Origin of the sequence: Bradyrhizobium sp. Gha, assembly GCF_900113735.1 — a bacterium.
In the GTDB taxonomy this organism is placed as follows: Bacteria; Pseudomonadota; Alphaproteobacteria; order Rhizobiales; family Xanthobacteraceae; genus Bradyrhizobium.
In genome coordinates this window covers 29079-44188 of sequence record NZ_FOQM01000032.1, presented here as the reverse complement: position 1 = coordinate 44188, position 15110 = coordinate 29079, and the positions used below count along the sequence as shown (strand labels likewise).

The following is a 15110-nucleotide window of genomic DNA, read 5'->3' as shown; positions in this document are numbered from 1 at the left end:
AGCAAATGAACATCACCAGGCGCCAGGCGCTGATCGCAGGCTCCGCTTTGGCCGGCGCATCGCTGCTGCCGGGGCGGCTCTACGCCGAGGCCAAGCAGGTTTCGCTCGCCTTTGGGCCGATCTCGCCCGTCTACGCCATCGGCATGATCGCGGAGCTGAAGGGCTACTTCAAAGACGAAGGCCTCGATCCCAAGCTCGTTACCGGCAATGCCGGCACGTTCGGCCGCCAGACACTGGCTGCGGGACAGGCGTTGTTCGCGCATGGCGATGCCAGCCATCCGCTCCAGCTCAGCGCGCGCGGCAAGCCCTGCAAGATCCTGCTCGCGACCGAAATGGTGTGCTCCTACGCCAACATCATGGTGCGCCAGGACCTTTACGAGAGCGGCATTACATCGGTCGAAAAGCTTGCAGAGTACAAGCGGGATGGCGCCAAGCCGATCGTTGCCGCCACTGCGATCGGCTCGGGCACCTGGGTATTCGGCACCTATGTGTTCGAGGCGCGCGGGCTCGGCGACAAGGTGAACTGGGTCGCCGGCGGCGGCCCGAGCACGATGTTCCCTTCGCTCCAGACCAAGCAGTTCGACGCTATCATGGCGCCGCCGAGCTGGATCGTCGAAGTCGAGAAGAAGGGCTTTGGCAAGACCATCTACGACACATCCAAGCCCGGCGTGTTCGAAAAGGACTTTGGCGGCACGCTGCCCGTGCTGGTGATCTACGCGCTGCAGGACACGATCGAGCAGGACAAGGCCATGGTGCAAGCTTTCATTAACGCAATCTACCGCGCCATGGCCTACGTGAAGGCGGCACCGCTCGGGGAGGTGCAGGCGCTGGTCGCACCGAAATATTTCTCGGGCATCGATCCGGATGCCATCAGCGCTGAGCTCGGCTTCGACAAGTCGACGTGGGCCTATGACGGCAGCATCGACAAGGCCTCGTTCGAGCGCGGCGCCAAGCCCTGGTACCGCAAGGGCACCGATATCCCCGAAACGAAATACGAAGACATCGTCGACATGAGTTTCCTCGGGGCTGCCAAGGCGAAATACAAATGACGGCGGCGCAGGGGTCGAGCCTCGCGCGCGACAGATCCGACGATGTCGCCGCCGCCGCGCGCACACGCATCGCCGTGCAGCGCCTCGTCAAGCGCTTCAACGCTGGTGGACGCGACTTCGTGGCGGTCGACGACGTGTCCTTCGAGGTCAAGCAGGGCGAATTCGTCGCGCTGCTCGGCCCGTCCGGCTGCGGCAAGAGCACGATCCTCAACATGGTCGCAGGATTGTTGCCTCGGTCCGGCGGACGCATCCTGATCGACGACGACGCCGTCGAGACCGGCAAAGTCAACCCCAGGGTTGGCTATGTCTTCCAGCGCGACACGCTGTTTCCCTGGCGCAGCGTGGAGCAGAACATCGGCTACGGGCTGGAGATCGCAGGGCTGCCGAAGGCCGAGCGCGCCCGGCGCGTCGCCTTGGCGGTCGAGAAGGCCGGGCTGACCGGCTTTGCGCAGAGCTTTCCGCGCATGCTGTCCGGGGGCATGCGGCAGCGCGTCGCTTTGATGCGCACGCTGATCCTCGAGCCCGAAATCCTCTTGATGGACGAGCCGTTCGGCGCACTGGACACCCATACCAAGCTCGAGATGCACAAGACGCTCTTGGACATATGGGAGCGTGAGCGGCAGACCGTGCTGTTCGTGACGCACGATCTCGGCGAGGCCATCACCCTGGCGAGCCGCATCATCCTGCTCTCGGCGCGACCCGGGCGGCTGAAGGACGATTTCGAGGTCGCAGTCCCGCGACCGCGCGATCCCGTGGCCTTGCGCGAGACCGCCGAGTTCGGCCGCCTCTATTCCCACATCTGGCATTCCCTCGGCGAAGAATTCCGCCGCACTAGGGCCGACTGACCATGCCCAAGAGCCGCACCGTCATCGTGTTCTGGCAACTCGCGATTCTTGCCTTCGTGCTGGTCGTCTGGCAGTGGGGCTTTGAATGGAGCAAGGCGCTGCTGCCCAAGGCTTACGTGCCGAAAATCCTCGACCCCTATTTCGTCGCCAAGCCGTCGCTGATCTGGCGGAGTTTTCTCCGGCTCGGCTGCCTGGATGCCGGCGGCTTTGCCGCCTGTATCAAAGGCAACGACAATAATTTGTGGTTTGCGACGTTCGTCACGCTGAAGAACACCTGGTGGGGATTCCTGTTCGGATCGGTCAGCGGCATTGCCGCCGGGCTCATGCTCGGCCGTTCGGACTTCCTCGCCCGCGTCTTCGGGCCCTACATCGTGGCGCTCAACTCGATCCCGCGCATCGCGCTGGTGCCGCTCGTCATTCTCATCTTCGGCCTCGGAGATCTCTCCAAGATCGCGACCGCCTGGCTGGTCGTGTTCTTCGTCGTGTTCTTCAACACCTTCGAGGGCGCCCGCGCGGTCGATCGGGACCAGATCGCAGCCGCCCGCCTGATGGGCGCCAGCGAATTCACCGTGCTGCGCACCGTCGTCATTCCCTCAGCACTCGCCTGGGTGTTTGCTTCCCTCCTGCCGGCGGTTTCCTTTGCGCTGATCGGCGTCATCGTCGGCGAATTCATCGGGTCCGAACGGGGCCTCGGTAAGCTCATCATCGAGGCGGAGGCGCGCGCCAACGCCAGCGAGATGATGGTGGCAATCTTCGTCATGATGTTCCTCGGAATCCTGCTCGCGATCGCCGTGCGTGCGCTGCAGTCCTATCTGCTGAGGTGGCAGCCCCAATTTGAACAACCCGCATAAGCGGAGATAGCGGCTTCCTTTCAGGCACTCAGGCCGCTTTCTGCTCTGGGAATCTATACTTGACGCTCGTCCGTTTCAGACCTGGGCCAGCGCTGCTATCCGATCGACACCGGTTCGCCGAAGCGCGGCAGCGGCAATCGGTTACCTAATTCTGCTGCCCTACTTCGGGCCAGCAGATGCAAGCGAGAAGCGACGGAGAGAAGGTTGGTGGGCCCGCGCTTTCAGTGAATTTTGCAGAAACTTGAATTCCGGTTGTTTGCCGCCTTTGGGAGTCCCAACCTCCAATCGGCGTTCCTGCTCTTGGGCCCACCGACGCTATGCTTCTGCGACTAGATTCGTGAGCTCAGTTGCACTCAGCGTTGAGTTCTGCAGCGCAGCCTTTCGGGCAGCGCTGGTTATATGGCCGCCGGTCGCAGGCGATCGGCGGCCAACTCGGAGAACGGAAAGTAGCAAAGAGCAACAAGCGCGTCGCGGTCACCGGCGGTCGATGGAGCGATGGGGACAATGCGCGCTAGGTCCAATTTCACTCGGGTTGCGCCATCATGGCTCCTCAGGCGGTCGAGCGACTGCTGGATGGCGCGCAATCTTGCTTCGCACGGGCTGCAGCCGCAGAGGCTCGCCTATTCGGCGTATGTCATCCAGACTTGGGGGATATCTTTACCGCCTGCACTGGGGCGAACGTTAGGAGCGAAATGTAAAGGCGAGTTTGCCGCGCGTCTCGCGTCAGCATTGCGGTTCGCTGCTGCCCCGAGCCTCGGTCGTGGTCTCGCTGTTCAATGCACCGCCGCGTAGAGAATCTTGTCCTGCGTGGCCTCCGCCGAATCGAACTCGGCGACGATGCGCCCCGTCCGGGCGACCAGGATGCGGTCGGAGACGGCGAGCACTTCCGGCAGATAGGATGAGATCACGACCACCGCCTTGCCCTCGTCCGCGAGGCGGCGGATCTCGGCGTGGATGTGCGGGATGGTGCCGACGTCAACGCCGCGTGTCGGCTCATCGAAGATGATGATCGATGGATCCTGCACCAGCGTTTTTGCCAGTACGACCTTCTGCTGGTTGCCGCCGGAGAGCTCGATGATCTTGGCTTTTCTTTGCAGGGCGCTGATTTTGAGCCGGTCGACCCAATAGGTCGCGAGCTTGCCGCGGCGGGCGCGCGAAAGCAGAAAGCTGAAGCCGCCCTTGGTGGCGAGCTTGCCGAGATAGACGTTGTCATCGACCACCATGGTCTCGAAGAAGCCGTTGGCCTTGCGGTCCTCGGTGATGTAGGCGATGCCGTCGTTGATGGCCTGGCGCGGCACCCGGTAACGGATCGGCTTTCCGCGCAGGCGGATGATGCCGCCATTGATCAAATTGCGCTTGAGCGCACCATAAATCACCTTGGCAATCTCGGTGCGGCCCGAGCCGATCAGGCCGGCGATGCCGACGACCTCGCCTGCATAAACCGAGAACGACATGTTCTTCACCGCCATGCCCATGGTGACGTTCTCAACCGTCAGCACCTTCTCGCGACGGTGGTGAGTTTTCTTGCTGCCGCCATAGACCGCCTGCGCCACCTCGCGCCCGACCATATGCTGAACGAGGCTATTCCGGCTGAGCTGTTTTGCCGGCGCGGTGATCACGTGCCGTCCGTCGCGCAGCACCGTGATGCGATCGGCGATCTGCAAGGATTCTTCCAGCGCGTGCGAAATGTAGATGATGGAAACGCCGCGGGCGCGGAGGTCGCGCACCAGGTGGAAGAAATGGACGATCTCCTCTGGCGTAAGCGAGGCGGTCGGCTCGTCGAAGATAATGATGCGCGCCTTGTTGTAGATCGCGCGCGCGATCTCGACCATTTGCTTCTTGGCGGTGCCGAGCATGGCCACCGGGGTCGCCGGGTCGACGTGGAAATTGAGCGATTGCAGCAGCTGCTGTGCCTGGATGTTGAGGGTGCGGAAGCGCGTCAGCAGCTTTTCGTTGCCGAGCTCTATATTCTGCGCCGCCGTCATGGTCGGCACCAGGCTCGTCTCCTGATAGACCATGCAGATGCCGGCGTTCAGAGCATCGCGCGGTTGTTCGAGCTTCACCTGCTTGCCATCGAGCCGGTATTCGCCGGAGGTGAGCTGGATCGCCCCCGCAATCGCCTTGCACAGCGTCGATTTGCCGGCGCCGTTCTCGCCGACCAGGGCATGAACCTCGCCCGGATAAAGATTGAAGTTGATACCCTCGATGGCGTGCACGCCGCCATAGATCTTGCTGCCGCCGACGATCTCGAGCACCGCCTCGGCGGGGTTGACGAGGTTTGCGCCGTCGCTCATCGGAACTCTCCCGTGTGGAGCAGAAGACATCCCGCGCCGCGGGCGGCGATGACCACGCCTTGCGGCGTCGCGCAGGCCGCAGTGACGCCGTGGAAGCGGCCGCCGGCACGGCTGTGCAGGCTGTCAGTTGCTTCGCCCTCGCTATCCAGATGCACGAGCAATCCATAGGATCGCGGCGGCGCCCAGGGTTTTTGTATGCCGAGCGCCTTGACGCCACCGATCTGCATCGGCTCGAGGCAATCTGAACCGCCGGCCAGGGCCGGCGCGATCCAATAGTTTTCCGGCATGGTCCGCATCATCTCCTCGCGGAAATCGTCCTCCTTGAGCACGAATTCGATGAGATGCGTGCGCCGCGCGAATAGGCCGAGGAGAAAGCCGCCGCGACCATCCGGATGCAGCCGGCCAGGGTAGCCCGGCAGATTGCCGGCGACGATTTCGCCCTGCCCCAGCGCGCTTGCGGCGAGCGGGAAGCGGCTCAAGCGATACGCTCCGCTCTCGGTGAGCCACAGGCTCTTGCCGTCGGCGGACACCGCAATGCCGCAGGAATAGGACAGATCGCGCAGCAGCACCTCGGCTTTCCCGAGATCGGGCCCGCACGCGATCAGCCTCCCCTGGCCCCGCCTTTCCATCAGGTCACGCCGCCATTGGTCCGGCGTGCGGCCAGCGGTGCCTTCGACCGCGAAAATGCGTCCATCGGGATGCGCGACCACCGACAACAGCCCGACTATAGGGCGGCCGTCCGCGGACTGCAGCCAGACCGGATCGGGTTTGGCCGGATCGATCGCCGTAAGGCCGCGACCGGCCACGCACACGAGCAGCCGGCTGTCGGGGTGAACCGCAAGTCCACCCACATCGCCGTCGAATTCGGCGATCAGCGTCCGCGTCGCAAAACCCGCACCTGAGAGCTTCAGCACTTGTCGCCCAGCCGAGGCGAAGATCGATCCGTCGGGTGCCGCGACGACGTCGTCCACCCCAGGCAAGGGCTCGCCGACGACGGTCGCGCCATCCAGCCGGTCGTTGGGGCTCAACGCTCCGTCGAGCGGCGGGATCGCGTTCTCGCCGCCATCGCGGTCGATGACGCTGCGGATATCGCGCAGGAGATGATCGAAGAATCCCATCGCTATCCCCTGACCCTGCTCTTGTCGCCCCAGTAGGCGTCGTATCCGGTCCAGCTCTCGTCGACACCATCGAGCTTGATGCGGCCGATACGATTGTTCTCGAGGCCGCCGAGATAGAGATAGCCCTTGTGCTCGCGCATAGAGGTTAGCGTCGAATGCGAGATGCCGGTCGGATCCCACCAGGATTCCAGCGCTTCGCCCCGTTCGTTGAACTTCAGCACGCAGCCGTGATTGAGCGCCGGCGCGAGCCACTCATCGGTCGGCACCTGCTTGACCATGCGTAAGCGGAATCCGGGTTTGCGTACCGAGAGGTCGAAGGTGGGCGTGCGGATGCCGACCAGCGCCAGCCAGTAATTGCCGTCGGAGGCGCGGTTGATGTTATCGGGATTGCCCGGAAGCTCGTCGATCAGGACCTCGGTCTTGCCCTTCTTCGGCCCCTCGATCCAGTAGCGGAAGATTTTGCAGAGAGAGGTGCTCGCGATCAGCACTGATTGTCCATCATGGGACACGCACACGCCGTTGGGGAAGTAGAAGTGATTGATGACGGTACGCGTCGTCCTGGTCTTGGGATCGTAGCAGACCACGCGACCGTTGGGCCGCGCTTCGAGAATGTCGAGCGTGTTGGTCGTCATCTCGTAGCGCGTGGTGCAATCACTGAAATAAATCTTGCCGTCCGGCGCGATATCGAGATCATCAGCCATGCGGAGGCGGGAATCGTCATTGAGCTTGTACCAGGTGCGGTTGGTCTCGTCGGTGACTTTGAACACGCGGCCGTCCGGGGCGACGCCATAGACGCCCATGCCAGCAACCGCCACGATCAGGTTCTCGTCGCGGTCGAACTGCATGCCAAGCGGGCGGCCGCCGATATGGGCGAATACCTCGCGCTGTTCCAAGTTCTCTCCTGAAAAGCGGATCACGTTCCCGTCGCGGGTCGAGCCGTAGACGCGGCCCTGGCGGTCGACGATGACATCTTCGGGCCCCTCGACCTGGTCGAGGCCGATGGCCTGGGCGTGAATCAAGCGGTCGTTCTGGGCAAAGGGTGAGGCCGAGCCGCGCTGCACGGAGGGCGCGGGGGAGAACGCCACATAGGCGGGATTGACGTAGATCTTCTGGATCGCCTTGCCGCGGTTCTTCGACCATTTGACGTCGATGCCAACGGCGGCGAGCAGGATCATGCCGGTGACCGCCGATGTCACGTAGCCGGGGATGCCCATCCGCACGAGGCCGTTGATGAGGAGGAACACGATCAGCGCGCCGATCATCGCCCGCCACACCGTGCCCTTGCCGCCGGCAAGCGAGATGCCGCCCAGCACGACCGCGGTCAGCGCCTGGAATTCCCAGCCGACGCCGGTCGTCGAATCGGTCGAGGCCTGGCGCGCGGCATAGAAGATGCCGCTCGCCGCACACAGCGAGCCCGACAGCACGTAGGTCAGGAACAGCATCAGCCGGACGCGGATGCCGGCATGCCGCGCCGCCTTGCGGCTGGCGCCGATCGCGGTCAGATGCCAGCCATAGCGCGAGCGCGACAGGAAAATGTGACAGATCAGCAGCACTGCGAATAGCGCTGCCGCGTTGACAGGAACGCCGAGCACGCTGCCAGTGCCGATGAAGTCCCAGGCATCGCTGTCGACCGAATTGGTGGCGAACACCTGCGCATAGCCGGTGTTGAGCAGGTTAACCGAGGCACGCAGGATGATCAGCGTCACCAGAGTCGTCAGAAACGGCCGCGTCTTCAGGAAGCCTATCAGGAGGCCGTTGATGCTGCCGAGCGCGGCTCCGACGCAAAGCGTCGCGACCACGACGAGGCCAACTGGCCACTCCATCACAAGGAGGAAGAACAGCGCGGCGAAATTGCAGAGCGCAAAGATGGCTCCGACCGACAGATCTATGCCGCCGCTGATGAGGCAAAAGCCCATCGCCAGCGCCACGAACCCGAACTCGGCGAAGAGACGCAGCAGCGACAACCCGTTCTGCACCGATGCGTAATCCGGGATCGTCAGCGCGAAATACAGCCAGAGCCCGATCATCACCGTGAACGGGACGACCGGCTCAAACCATTGCTTCAGCAGCAACTCGGAGAGCAGCAGGCGTGGCGAGAACCGCCGCGCCGATTGCGTAAGGGATTCGGCAAAGGCCTCGATCGTGGACATGGTCGTAGCACTCCCAAGCAGCCGGCGTGCAACCGCGCACGCCGGCTCAGATTCGCGTCAGCTCTTCTTGGGAAGTGCGAAGCAGTTCGCACCCGACGCGTTGCTCTTATCGAGCCAGATCGGGCGTGTGTAATATTCGAGATTCTTCGTGCCGGGCTTTTCGCCGGACATCAGCAGCGTCTCGGCCGCAAACATCAGATCGTGGCCCTGTTCGGTCGCCTTGTAGCTAAGGAATTTGTAAAAATTGCCGGAATTCACCTGGTCGCAATCGAGCGAGGAGCCCTCGCCCGACGCGAACACTTTGACGTCATCGATCTTGCCGGCGTTGCGGATCGCCTGCGCGGCACCGGATTCCATGATGCCCCAGAACCCAATCGAGGCGCAGAGGTCCGGATGCTGCTGGATCACGGTTGCGGTGATGTTCAGCGCGGTATTGGCGTCCCAGTTGGCAGCCTGGTTCGACACCACCTTGATGTTGGTATCCTTGTTGAGGACCTCCATGATGCCGCCGACCTGGTCGACGCTCGCCGCCGCCGTCAACTCGCCCTGCACGATCTGGACCTTGCCGGACTTGCCGGACCCGGTACCGCAGGCCTTGACAACCTCGGTAGCCAGCATCTTGCCGATCTCTCGCCAGTCCGCGCCGACGAAGGCGCCCGACTTGTAGTTCGAGGACATGTTGATCTGGATGACATACGTGCCCTGCACTTCAGCGCGCTTCAGGTCCTTCATCAGCAGCGTGACGCTGGGATTTTGCACGATCAGCACGTCAGGCTTCTGGTCGACCAGCGCGGTGAGCGCCTGCTGCATCGCCGACGGATTGTTGTTGGGATCGCGGACAATGAACTTCATGCCGCGCCACTCCGCCTCTTCCTGCACCACCCTGCCCCATTCGTCGGACAGGGGAACGCCGAGCGCGATCGGCAGGTAGGCGATGGTCTTGCCCTGCAACGCCTTGTCATAGGAGGCGCGGAGCTCGCGCGCGGTCTTGGTGCCGCCTTCCTCCTGCGCGAGCACCAGGGATGGCAGCGCGGCCAGCGCAGCGCCTGTGATCGCGATCGTCCAGAGTGTCCTGATCTTCATGGGTTCCTCCTTTGTTGATGGGACGGGATGCCTTGGCGGCTTTCCTCGTTAAGTTTTGGCTCGTTAGGTTTTACTTCGTTGAGTAAGTCTCGTCAGTCTCCCTGCCGCGCTGTTTCCTCGTCCCGCGGATGCAGAAAATTGTCGAGCACGATGGCTGCCAGCAGAACCACGCCCTTGATGATGTTCTGGACTTCGCTGTTGACATCCATGATGGTGAACGCATTCAGTAGCGTGCCGATCAGGATGCAGCCGACCACGACCGAGAATACGCTGCCGCGTCCGCCGATTAGGCTGATGCCGCCGATGACGACGACCAGCACCACGTCGAAGATCATCGTGCCCTGCGTGATCGCCATCTGCATGCTGCCGGTGGTGCCGACCCAGACGAGGCCGGCGAGCCAGGCGAGGAAGGCGACCAGCGCATATTCGAGCACGATCAGCGGCCGCAGCGGGATGCCGGTGAGCCGCGCGGCCTCGGGATTATCGCCCTGCGCATAGATGAAGCGGCCGATCGAGGTGCGCGACAGGAACAGATGCATGGCGATCGCGGAAACGGCGAACACCAGGATCGGGACGGGAACGCCGAACAGGCGCCCGGCGCCGGCGAACATCAGCCCTGCTGCATCCTTGGGCGCGTAGACCACCCAGGCCGGCGCCAACCAGAACGCCAGCCCATAGATCACGAAGCCGGCGGCCAGCGTCACGAACAGTGGCGGCGCCTCGACAAAGGCGACCATGACGCCATTGGTGACGCCGATCAGCAGCGCGATAGCGAGCGCGAGGAGGACGGCGGCGCCGACCGGCACGCCGCGCTGCATCTCGATCAGGGCAATGGCCCAGCAGCCTGCCAGGGTGGCGACCTGGCTTAGGTCGATGCCGCGGCTGATCACGATCAGCCCCATGCCGAGGCCGAGCACGCCCAGGATGGAAATACTGCGCAACAGGTTGAGCAGGTTGGAGACGGTGGCAAAGCCGCTTAGCGTGAAACCGAACACGACGAGCAGCACGATCGTGATCAGGAGCACGATCTGCTCCTGGTTTGGCTTTGGGATATTGAAGGGAATGCGCGGAGCGGTCTCAGGAACGGCAAGGCTGCGCGATGCCAGGGGCCACCGCATTCGTTTCCTCCAACACTTATTTTGTCGAGAGTTTGAAGCGGCTTTCAGGCCTCGTCAAATACATTTCGCAAGCTGCGGTTGATCACCTCCTCGCGATCTTTCAAACAGCGTTTGAAGTTGCGACCTCCGGGATGCAGGCGATGGACTGTCACCTTTACAGACTTGATTAGCAATTCCAACGCGCCGATTTCCATGGAACGGCATTTTGCAATGTTGCAGCTTCCGCCTGCATAGCTTTTGCGCAATGATAGTCGCGACTCCTACGGCGAACCGGCGAGAAGCCGCGCGGTGTGGCGCGCGATCATTGCGGGCGTGGTCCATCTCCAGGCCGAGCCATTCGAAATCCTCGCAGATCCGCGCACTGATGCGAGAGGCATTCTCGCCGATGCCGCCGCACAACACGACCGCATCGAGGCCGCCGAGGATCGCGACCGTAGAAGCCGCCCCGGTTTGGCGGCTTTTTACGAAGTCAGGTTCAAGGCTTCGGAGCTGCGATAGAAGCTTCTTTTCCAACGCCGGTACTGGGCGTCCATGCGTAAGCATATTCCCGGGCGAGCGCTGCGAAACATCGGGCCAGTGCCTGCTCTGCTTGCTCTTCGCGTAGACGGTTCATGCGGCGTGATCCATACTGAGACGGCCTAAAGGTGCTTGGTCGGGTCGCCAGCGATGTTACCTGACTTGCGAGGGTACGAACTGAGCCATTGTTCTTGCGTACATCTTCCGGCATAGCCCGGCCTAAGTCGGTGAAGCAGCTGCCGAAGGGCGGCTACCTTCCGCCTGGCTAAGGACCGAGAGCGGCACCTACGTACACTGCTGCCCCCAGTGAGTGACTTGCTGGACATTGCCCGTACTTGATCCTTTGAACCGCCGACTAGCGGGAACCGAATGGATTGGGAAAATATTCGGGACAGTCCGGGACAAAGACATTTGGGCTTGAATGTCTGAAAACCCCAATCGAGTCGCTGCCGGTAGGGGCAGCGGTCTTTTTTTGCCAATCGGTGAGGCGCCATTGCCACACTTACTAAGTTCCCCAAAGGGAACACCATTTCTTCGCGCGAAGAAACACAGCTGAAACAATGAAATGTTTTATTGGTGCTACCGGGGCTGGTGCATATTTCACTAGATCGTTTTGACCCGGTTCTTTTGACCGTGCGCGGGCCGCAGCTGCAGCTGCGGCCTTCGTGCTCTCCCAATTCCATTTAGGGGTGGAGTTGCATGCCGAATGAATATTGCCTGATCGTCCACGCAGCCGGAAGACAATTGGACCTGTTGCGCGGAGAAGCTTCACGGATCGCAAAAGGAAAACAGATCAACTGGTGGACCGATCGGGCCGAAGTCGGCACACGCTTCTGTTTTGAAGATGCGAAGGCGAAAGAGGTTTTCGCGCTCACTTGCGACAACTTTGGCATTCGTTGCCGAGACGGCTAGCCCAAAAGTAACCCGCCGACCTTGTAAGCCGGCGGGAGTTTGACTGAGATTATTGGCAATCGGCGGGCACCGACCGCAGATGCTTCGTTAGCATGTCGGCTCCGTCAGCGGAAAGCGGCACATTCAAAGCGGCACATTCGGAGAGCGGGGCATTTTGTGCTTCCGGGCTGCCGCTTCGGCCTCGCGAGCAAGTGGTTCAGCCTTTAACTCGCGTCAGCCGATCCTCAGATCTTCCGCTGACATTTTTCCGGACCGACCCGCCCTCAGCTCGTAGCTGATCCGCGTGCCTTCAGCCAAGCCCGAATTGCCGGCCTTCTCGACGGCGCTGATGTGCACGAAGACGTCTGAGCTGCCGTCATCAGGCTGAACCCGTTGAACCACTTCACCTTACCCATCGCCCCGTCCATATCTCCGAATCAAAAAGGATTATCGGGAAATCGAGCATAACCTGGCCATCGAAACTGATTGTTCGATTCCGGACATAGCAGCAAGCCAGATCACGCATTGGAGCGCAGGCGCCGCCAACTGAGCTGCCAGGCTGCCCCCAAGGCGACCGGTGCGCTAAGGCTGTTAACAAACCGCGTTAGGTCTTCGGGCGAATACTGCCTGCTTTGGACGGCTTGCAATGGGGCGCTACTTGGAGGTGCAACCCCATGGCCATGAGCACTGCGAGGATAGTAGTAAAATTCGGGAGTTTCGTGTGCGTTTGAAAGGCACGATAGAGCCCCTGTAAGCCCGTCTCCCTTGCCATTTCAGCGATATTGAAAATCGCCAAGTGCCTTTCCATGGCTTTGCAAATTGTGTGGGGCTCAGCCGAAGCGAAGGCCTTCTTTAGCTCGGCAGCTAGCTTTGAAGGGACGACTGGCCGGTACGTTTTCATCACTTCAATCTCCAAAAAAGAAAGGCCGGCTCATCGGAGCCGGCCTTACGATTATTTCGAACAATGCGACTCAGTACCTGGCGATGATCGGGCCCCCGAACTTGTAGTTCAGACGCACGAGACCCATGTCGACATCCTGGCTGATACGGTCGGTTTGGAAGGGGAAGCCCCCGGGAACGGTTGTGAGCGTTCTGTTCTGATTGCTCAGGAAGATGTGGTCGTACTCCAAACCGACCGACCAGTTTGGTGCGAACCCGAACTCGAGGCCGGCGCCCACTGTCCCGCCCCAACGGGTGTCATCTGCAGTTGCGAGCCGTGTCCCAGCACCGGGCGTGCCAGCGGCAGCGTAGATGTCATATCTATCGCCAACCACCGCCGCACCGCCCTTGACGTAGAACAGCACGTTGTTCCAGGCGTAGCCCACCTGACCGGTGATCAGGCCGAAGGAGTTGATCCGCGATCGATTACGGTCGCCCGTCACTAGCGCGCTGCCGGGGAACACGACGCTGACATTGTCGCCACTGAAGTCAGCCCAGTTGCCCTGACCTTCGAGGCCAAATACCCAGTTGGCGGACTGCCAGCGGTAGCCGATCTGACCACCGACCGTGCCGCCCGTTGCGTTGTGGCAGCCTTCTCTCGCAAGAGCGCCGGGGACTCCGGTCACGGCACCGGTGGTGTCGACGAAGTCCCAGCAGGTGTGGGCGGAGCCGCCACCGCCGTTGATGCCGATGTAGAATCCGCTCCAGTCGTAGATGGTCGCGACCATTGGCGTCGGCGCCTTGGTGTACGGTCGAGCTGCAAGATCGGCGGCGCTGGCAGGAGCTGCCAGTCCCAGTGCCAGTGCTAGTGTCCCGGCCGCAGCCGCAGTCAGTTTCTTCATTCGAGTCTCCCCAGATGACCAGTTTATGAATCGGCGCGTCGCCTACCTGCCGATCAAGAGTATGTGCCTCTCGCGCGTACGTTGCTGTAGCTGGCCTGCCACACCGGCGATCAAAGGACGGCGAATATTCCTTATATTTATTAATCAGTTGGAACCTAATGCCTGGCGGCGTGCATAGTACGAAAAGCCTCCGGAGAAAGATTGGACATCCCATGTGACCGGGCCGCCAGCGCGAAAGTCTACGAGCGTCAAGCGCGGGACCGAAGCCCGCGCCCTGGAGTGTGTGACCTTCGCCACGGCGCAGATGAATTATACGGTCTAAGCCTGCGATATCAGGTCGAACGGGAAGCAATCCCCGCGTTAAGCAGGGAGAATGAACATGACGCAGATTGCGCGAACCGAAACTCTCGAACTGTCGATCGCTGAGCTCGACCAAATCAGCGGCGGAATGTCCGTACCCACGAATGAAGCGCAGATCATTGCGGGGATTAAGGCTAAAAACTTTGCCTCTGGCAGCATTCCTTTGGCGACACAATAGACAACAACAACAACCTCCCGTGAAACCAAGGGGCCGCCTCAGTTGCCGCCTTACTGCATCAGCATCGAAAGCATGACGGCGAGAGCGATCGCGGTCAGTGTCCAGGTCAGCGGGTGCAGCATCCAACGTCGCATATCGGGCCGCGCCGCTCGGGTTTGACCTGAAAGCACTGAGGCGGCCTTACTCTGCGGCGTCTCTGGTCTGCATTTCGCCTAATGCGCGCTCCAGCTCGCCAGCCAGAACCCTGTAGTGCGCTGCCGTGCGGCGAAAAGCGTTGCGCTTGATGTCGCTTTTGGCCGACCGCTCAAGCTCGTCGCATCGATATTGGCGCGGAGCGTCTTTAGGTGAGCGATGATGTCTTTCATAGAGCGGTCCCCATCATGCGGAGCGCATTAGCAGATCTCGGAGACTAGAATACTAACAAAACGATGTGTGCCCCGACCGTTCGTTGGGATCAAATGCCTTGATCCATCTCATGGGTAGGGCGGGTGAGTGAACCTGCGTTTAGTCTGATGGCCTTCGGGCTCGGATTTCCAGCCCCGGCTCGTCGAGCAGGCGGCCCCGCCTGCTTATGCAGGCGGGAGCGCAATCGGTCTCTCAGCCACCGAGTGCGGTCGGAAACAGGCCAGGGCCCGTGCCCACCCGTCGCCTGTCGGTCAGAGTGTCAGGAACAAAGGCCACTGCATAAGCGTGGGAGTCTGGCTGGCTCGCCGACCGAGCTGGGGGAGCGGCCCCGGCCATATCCCCTAGCCCCCTGCAAGCCGCGGCCGTCTCTCCGCAGAGTATCGCAGTAAGCGTATGCGTGCCTCGCCTTCGATTGTGCCAACCGATCGCCTGGACCGTGACATCTACCTGGTGCTTGAGGATTTTGGAGCG

15 protein-coding genes and 1 pseudogene are annotated in these 15110 nt (G+C 61.6%); 6 read left to right on the top strand and 10 right to left on the bottom strand.

The features are described 5' to 3' along the window. The first annotated feature begins 5 nt into the window (after window positions 1-5). The 3 genes from BM222_RS29860 to BM222_RS29850 are packed head-to-tail and all read left to right on the top strand — an operon-like array spanning window position 6 to window position 2745. Window positions 6-1049, top strand: a complete 1044-nt coding sequence (locus BM222_RS29860) for an ABC transporter substrate-binding protein (RefSeq protein WP_092236228.1) — start codon at window positions 6-8, stop codon at window positions 1047-1049. Further along, window positions 1046-1894, top strand: a complete 849-nt coding sequence (locus BM222_RS29855; RefSeq protein WP_092236225.1) for an ABC transporter ATP-binding protein — start codon at window positions 1046-1048, stop codon at window positions 1892-1894. Before BM222_RS29860 ends, BM222_RS29855 begins: the two co-directional genes overlap by 4 nt. Window positions 1895-1896: 2 nt before the next feature. Next, complete coding sequence (locus BM222_RS29850) at window positions 1897-2745, top strand: ABC transporter permease (protein WP_092236222.1); 849 nt, start codon at window positions 1897-1899, stop codon at window positions 2743-2745. A 773-nt stretch (window positions 2746-3518) separates the two neighbouring features. Here BM222_RS29850 and BM222_RS29840 read toward each other — a convergent pair. The 6 genes from BM222_RS29840 to BM222_RS40375 form a co-directional block, all read right to left on the bottom strand. Continuing rightward, the gene (locus tag BM222_RS29840) at window positions 3519-5039 is read right to left on the bottom strand and encodes a sugar ABC transporter ATP-binding protein (protein ID WP_092236219.1); all 1521 of its coding nucleotides are present in this window, start codon (window positions 5037-5039) and stop codon (window positions 3519-3521) included. After that, window positions 5036-6157: an SMP-30/gluconolactonase/LRE family protein gene (locus BM222_RS29835; protein ID WP_092236216.1), complete on the bottom strand. Its 1122-nt coding sequence runs from the start codon at window positions 6155-6157 to the stop codon at window positions 5036-5038. Before BM222_RS29835 ends, BM222_RS29840 begins: the two co-directional genes overlap by 4 nt. A 2-nt stretch (window positions 6158-6159) precedes the next feature. Continuing rightward, window positions 6160-8307 carry an ABC transporter permease gene (locus BM222_RS29830; protein ID WP_092236213.1) on the bottom strand — a complete coding sequence of 716 codons (2148 nt, stop codon included), beginning with the start codon at window positions 8305-8307 and terminating at the stop codon, window positions 6160-6162. A gap of 57 nt (window positions 8308-8364) precedes the next feature. Continuing rightward, entirely contained in the window at window positions 8365-9390 is a 1026-nt protein-coding gene (locus BM222_RS29825; protein WP_092236210.1) for a sugar ABC transporter substrate-binding protein, read from the bottom strand. Window positions 9391-9482: 92 nt separating this feature from the next. Continuing rightward, a complete protein-coding gene (locus BM222_RS29820; RefSeq protein ID WP_092236207.1) occupies window positions 9483-10508 on the bottom strand; it encodes an ABC transporter permease in 1026 nt (341 codons plus the stop codon). 54 nt (window positions 10509-10562) lie between these two features. Beyond that, on the bottom strand, window positions 10563-10895 hold the full coding sequence (locus BM222_RS40375) for a hypothetical protein (protein ID WP_244547317.1): 333 nt from the start codon (window positions 10893-10895) through the stop codon (window positions 10563-10565). Between BM222_RS40375 and BM222_RS42380 the strand changes: the two genes are divergently transcribed. Further along, window positions 10797-11006, top strand: coding sequence for a hypothetical protein (locus tag BM222_RS42380; protein ID WP_244547319.1), 210 nt, complete (start codon window positions 10797-10799; stop codon window positions 11004-11006). The genes BM222_RS40375 and BM222_RS42380 overlap by 99 nt on opposite strands. A gap of 717 nt (window positions 11007-11723) precedes the next feature. Then, window positions 11724-11936 carry a hypothetical protein gene (locus BM222_RS29805; protein WP_092236198.1) on the top strand — a complete coding sequence of 71 codons (213 nt, stop codon included), beginning with the start codon at window positions 11724-11726 and terminating at the stop codon, window positions 11934-11936. 213 nt (window positions 11937-12149) lie between these two features. On the opposite strand, the pseudogene BM222_RS29800 reads toward BM222_RS29805, so the two are convergent. The 3 genes and pseudogenes from BM222_RS29800 to BM222_RS29790 form a co-directional block, all read right to left on the bottom strand. Further along, a pseudogene (locus BM222_RS29800) lies at window positions 12150-12343 on the bottom strand (cold-shock protein). A gap of 176 nt (window positions 12344-12519) precedes the next feature. Then, window positions 12520-12816, bottom strand: a complete 297-nt coding sequence (locus tag BM222_RS43105) for a helix-turn-helix domain-containing protein (RefSeq protein ID WP_349509886.1) — start codon at window positions 12814-12816, stop codon at window positions 12520-12522. A gap of 70 nt (window positions 12817-12886) precedes the next feature. After that, window positions 12887-13696, bottom strand: coding sequence for an outer membrane protein (locus BM222_RS29790; RefSeq protein ID WP_092236197.1), 810 nt, complete (start codon window positions 13694-13696; stop codon window positions 12887-12889). A 379-nt stretch (window positions 13697-14075) separates the two neighbouring features. Here BM222_RS29790 and BM222_RS41435 point away from each other — a divergent pair, with 379 nt between their 5' ends. Then, entirely contained in the window at window positions 14076-14234 is a 159-nt protein-coding gene (locus BM222_RS41435) for a hypothetical protein (RefSeq protein ID WP_177243553.1), read from the top strand. 212 nt (window positions 14235-14446) lie between these two features. On the opposite strand, the gene BM222_RS41430 is transcribed toward BM222_RS41435, so the two are convergent. Next, complete coding sequence (locus tag BM222_RS41430; RefSeq protein ID WP_177243552.1) at window positions 14447-14599, bottom strand: hypothetical protein; 153 nt, start codon at window positions 14597-14599, stop codon at window positions 14447-14449. Window positions 14600-15110 lie beyond the last annotated feature (511 nt).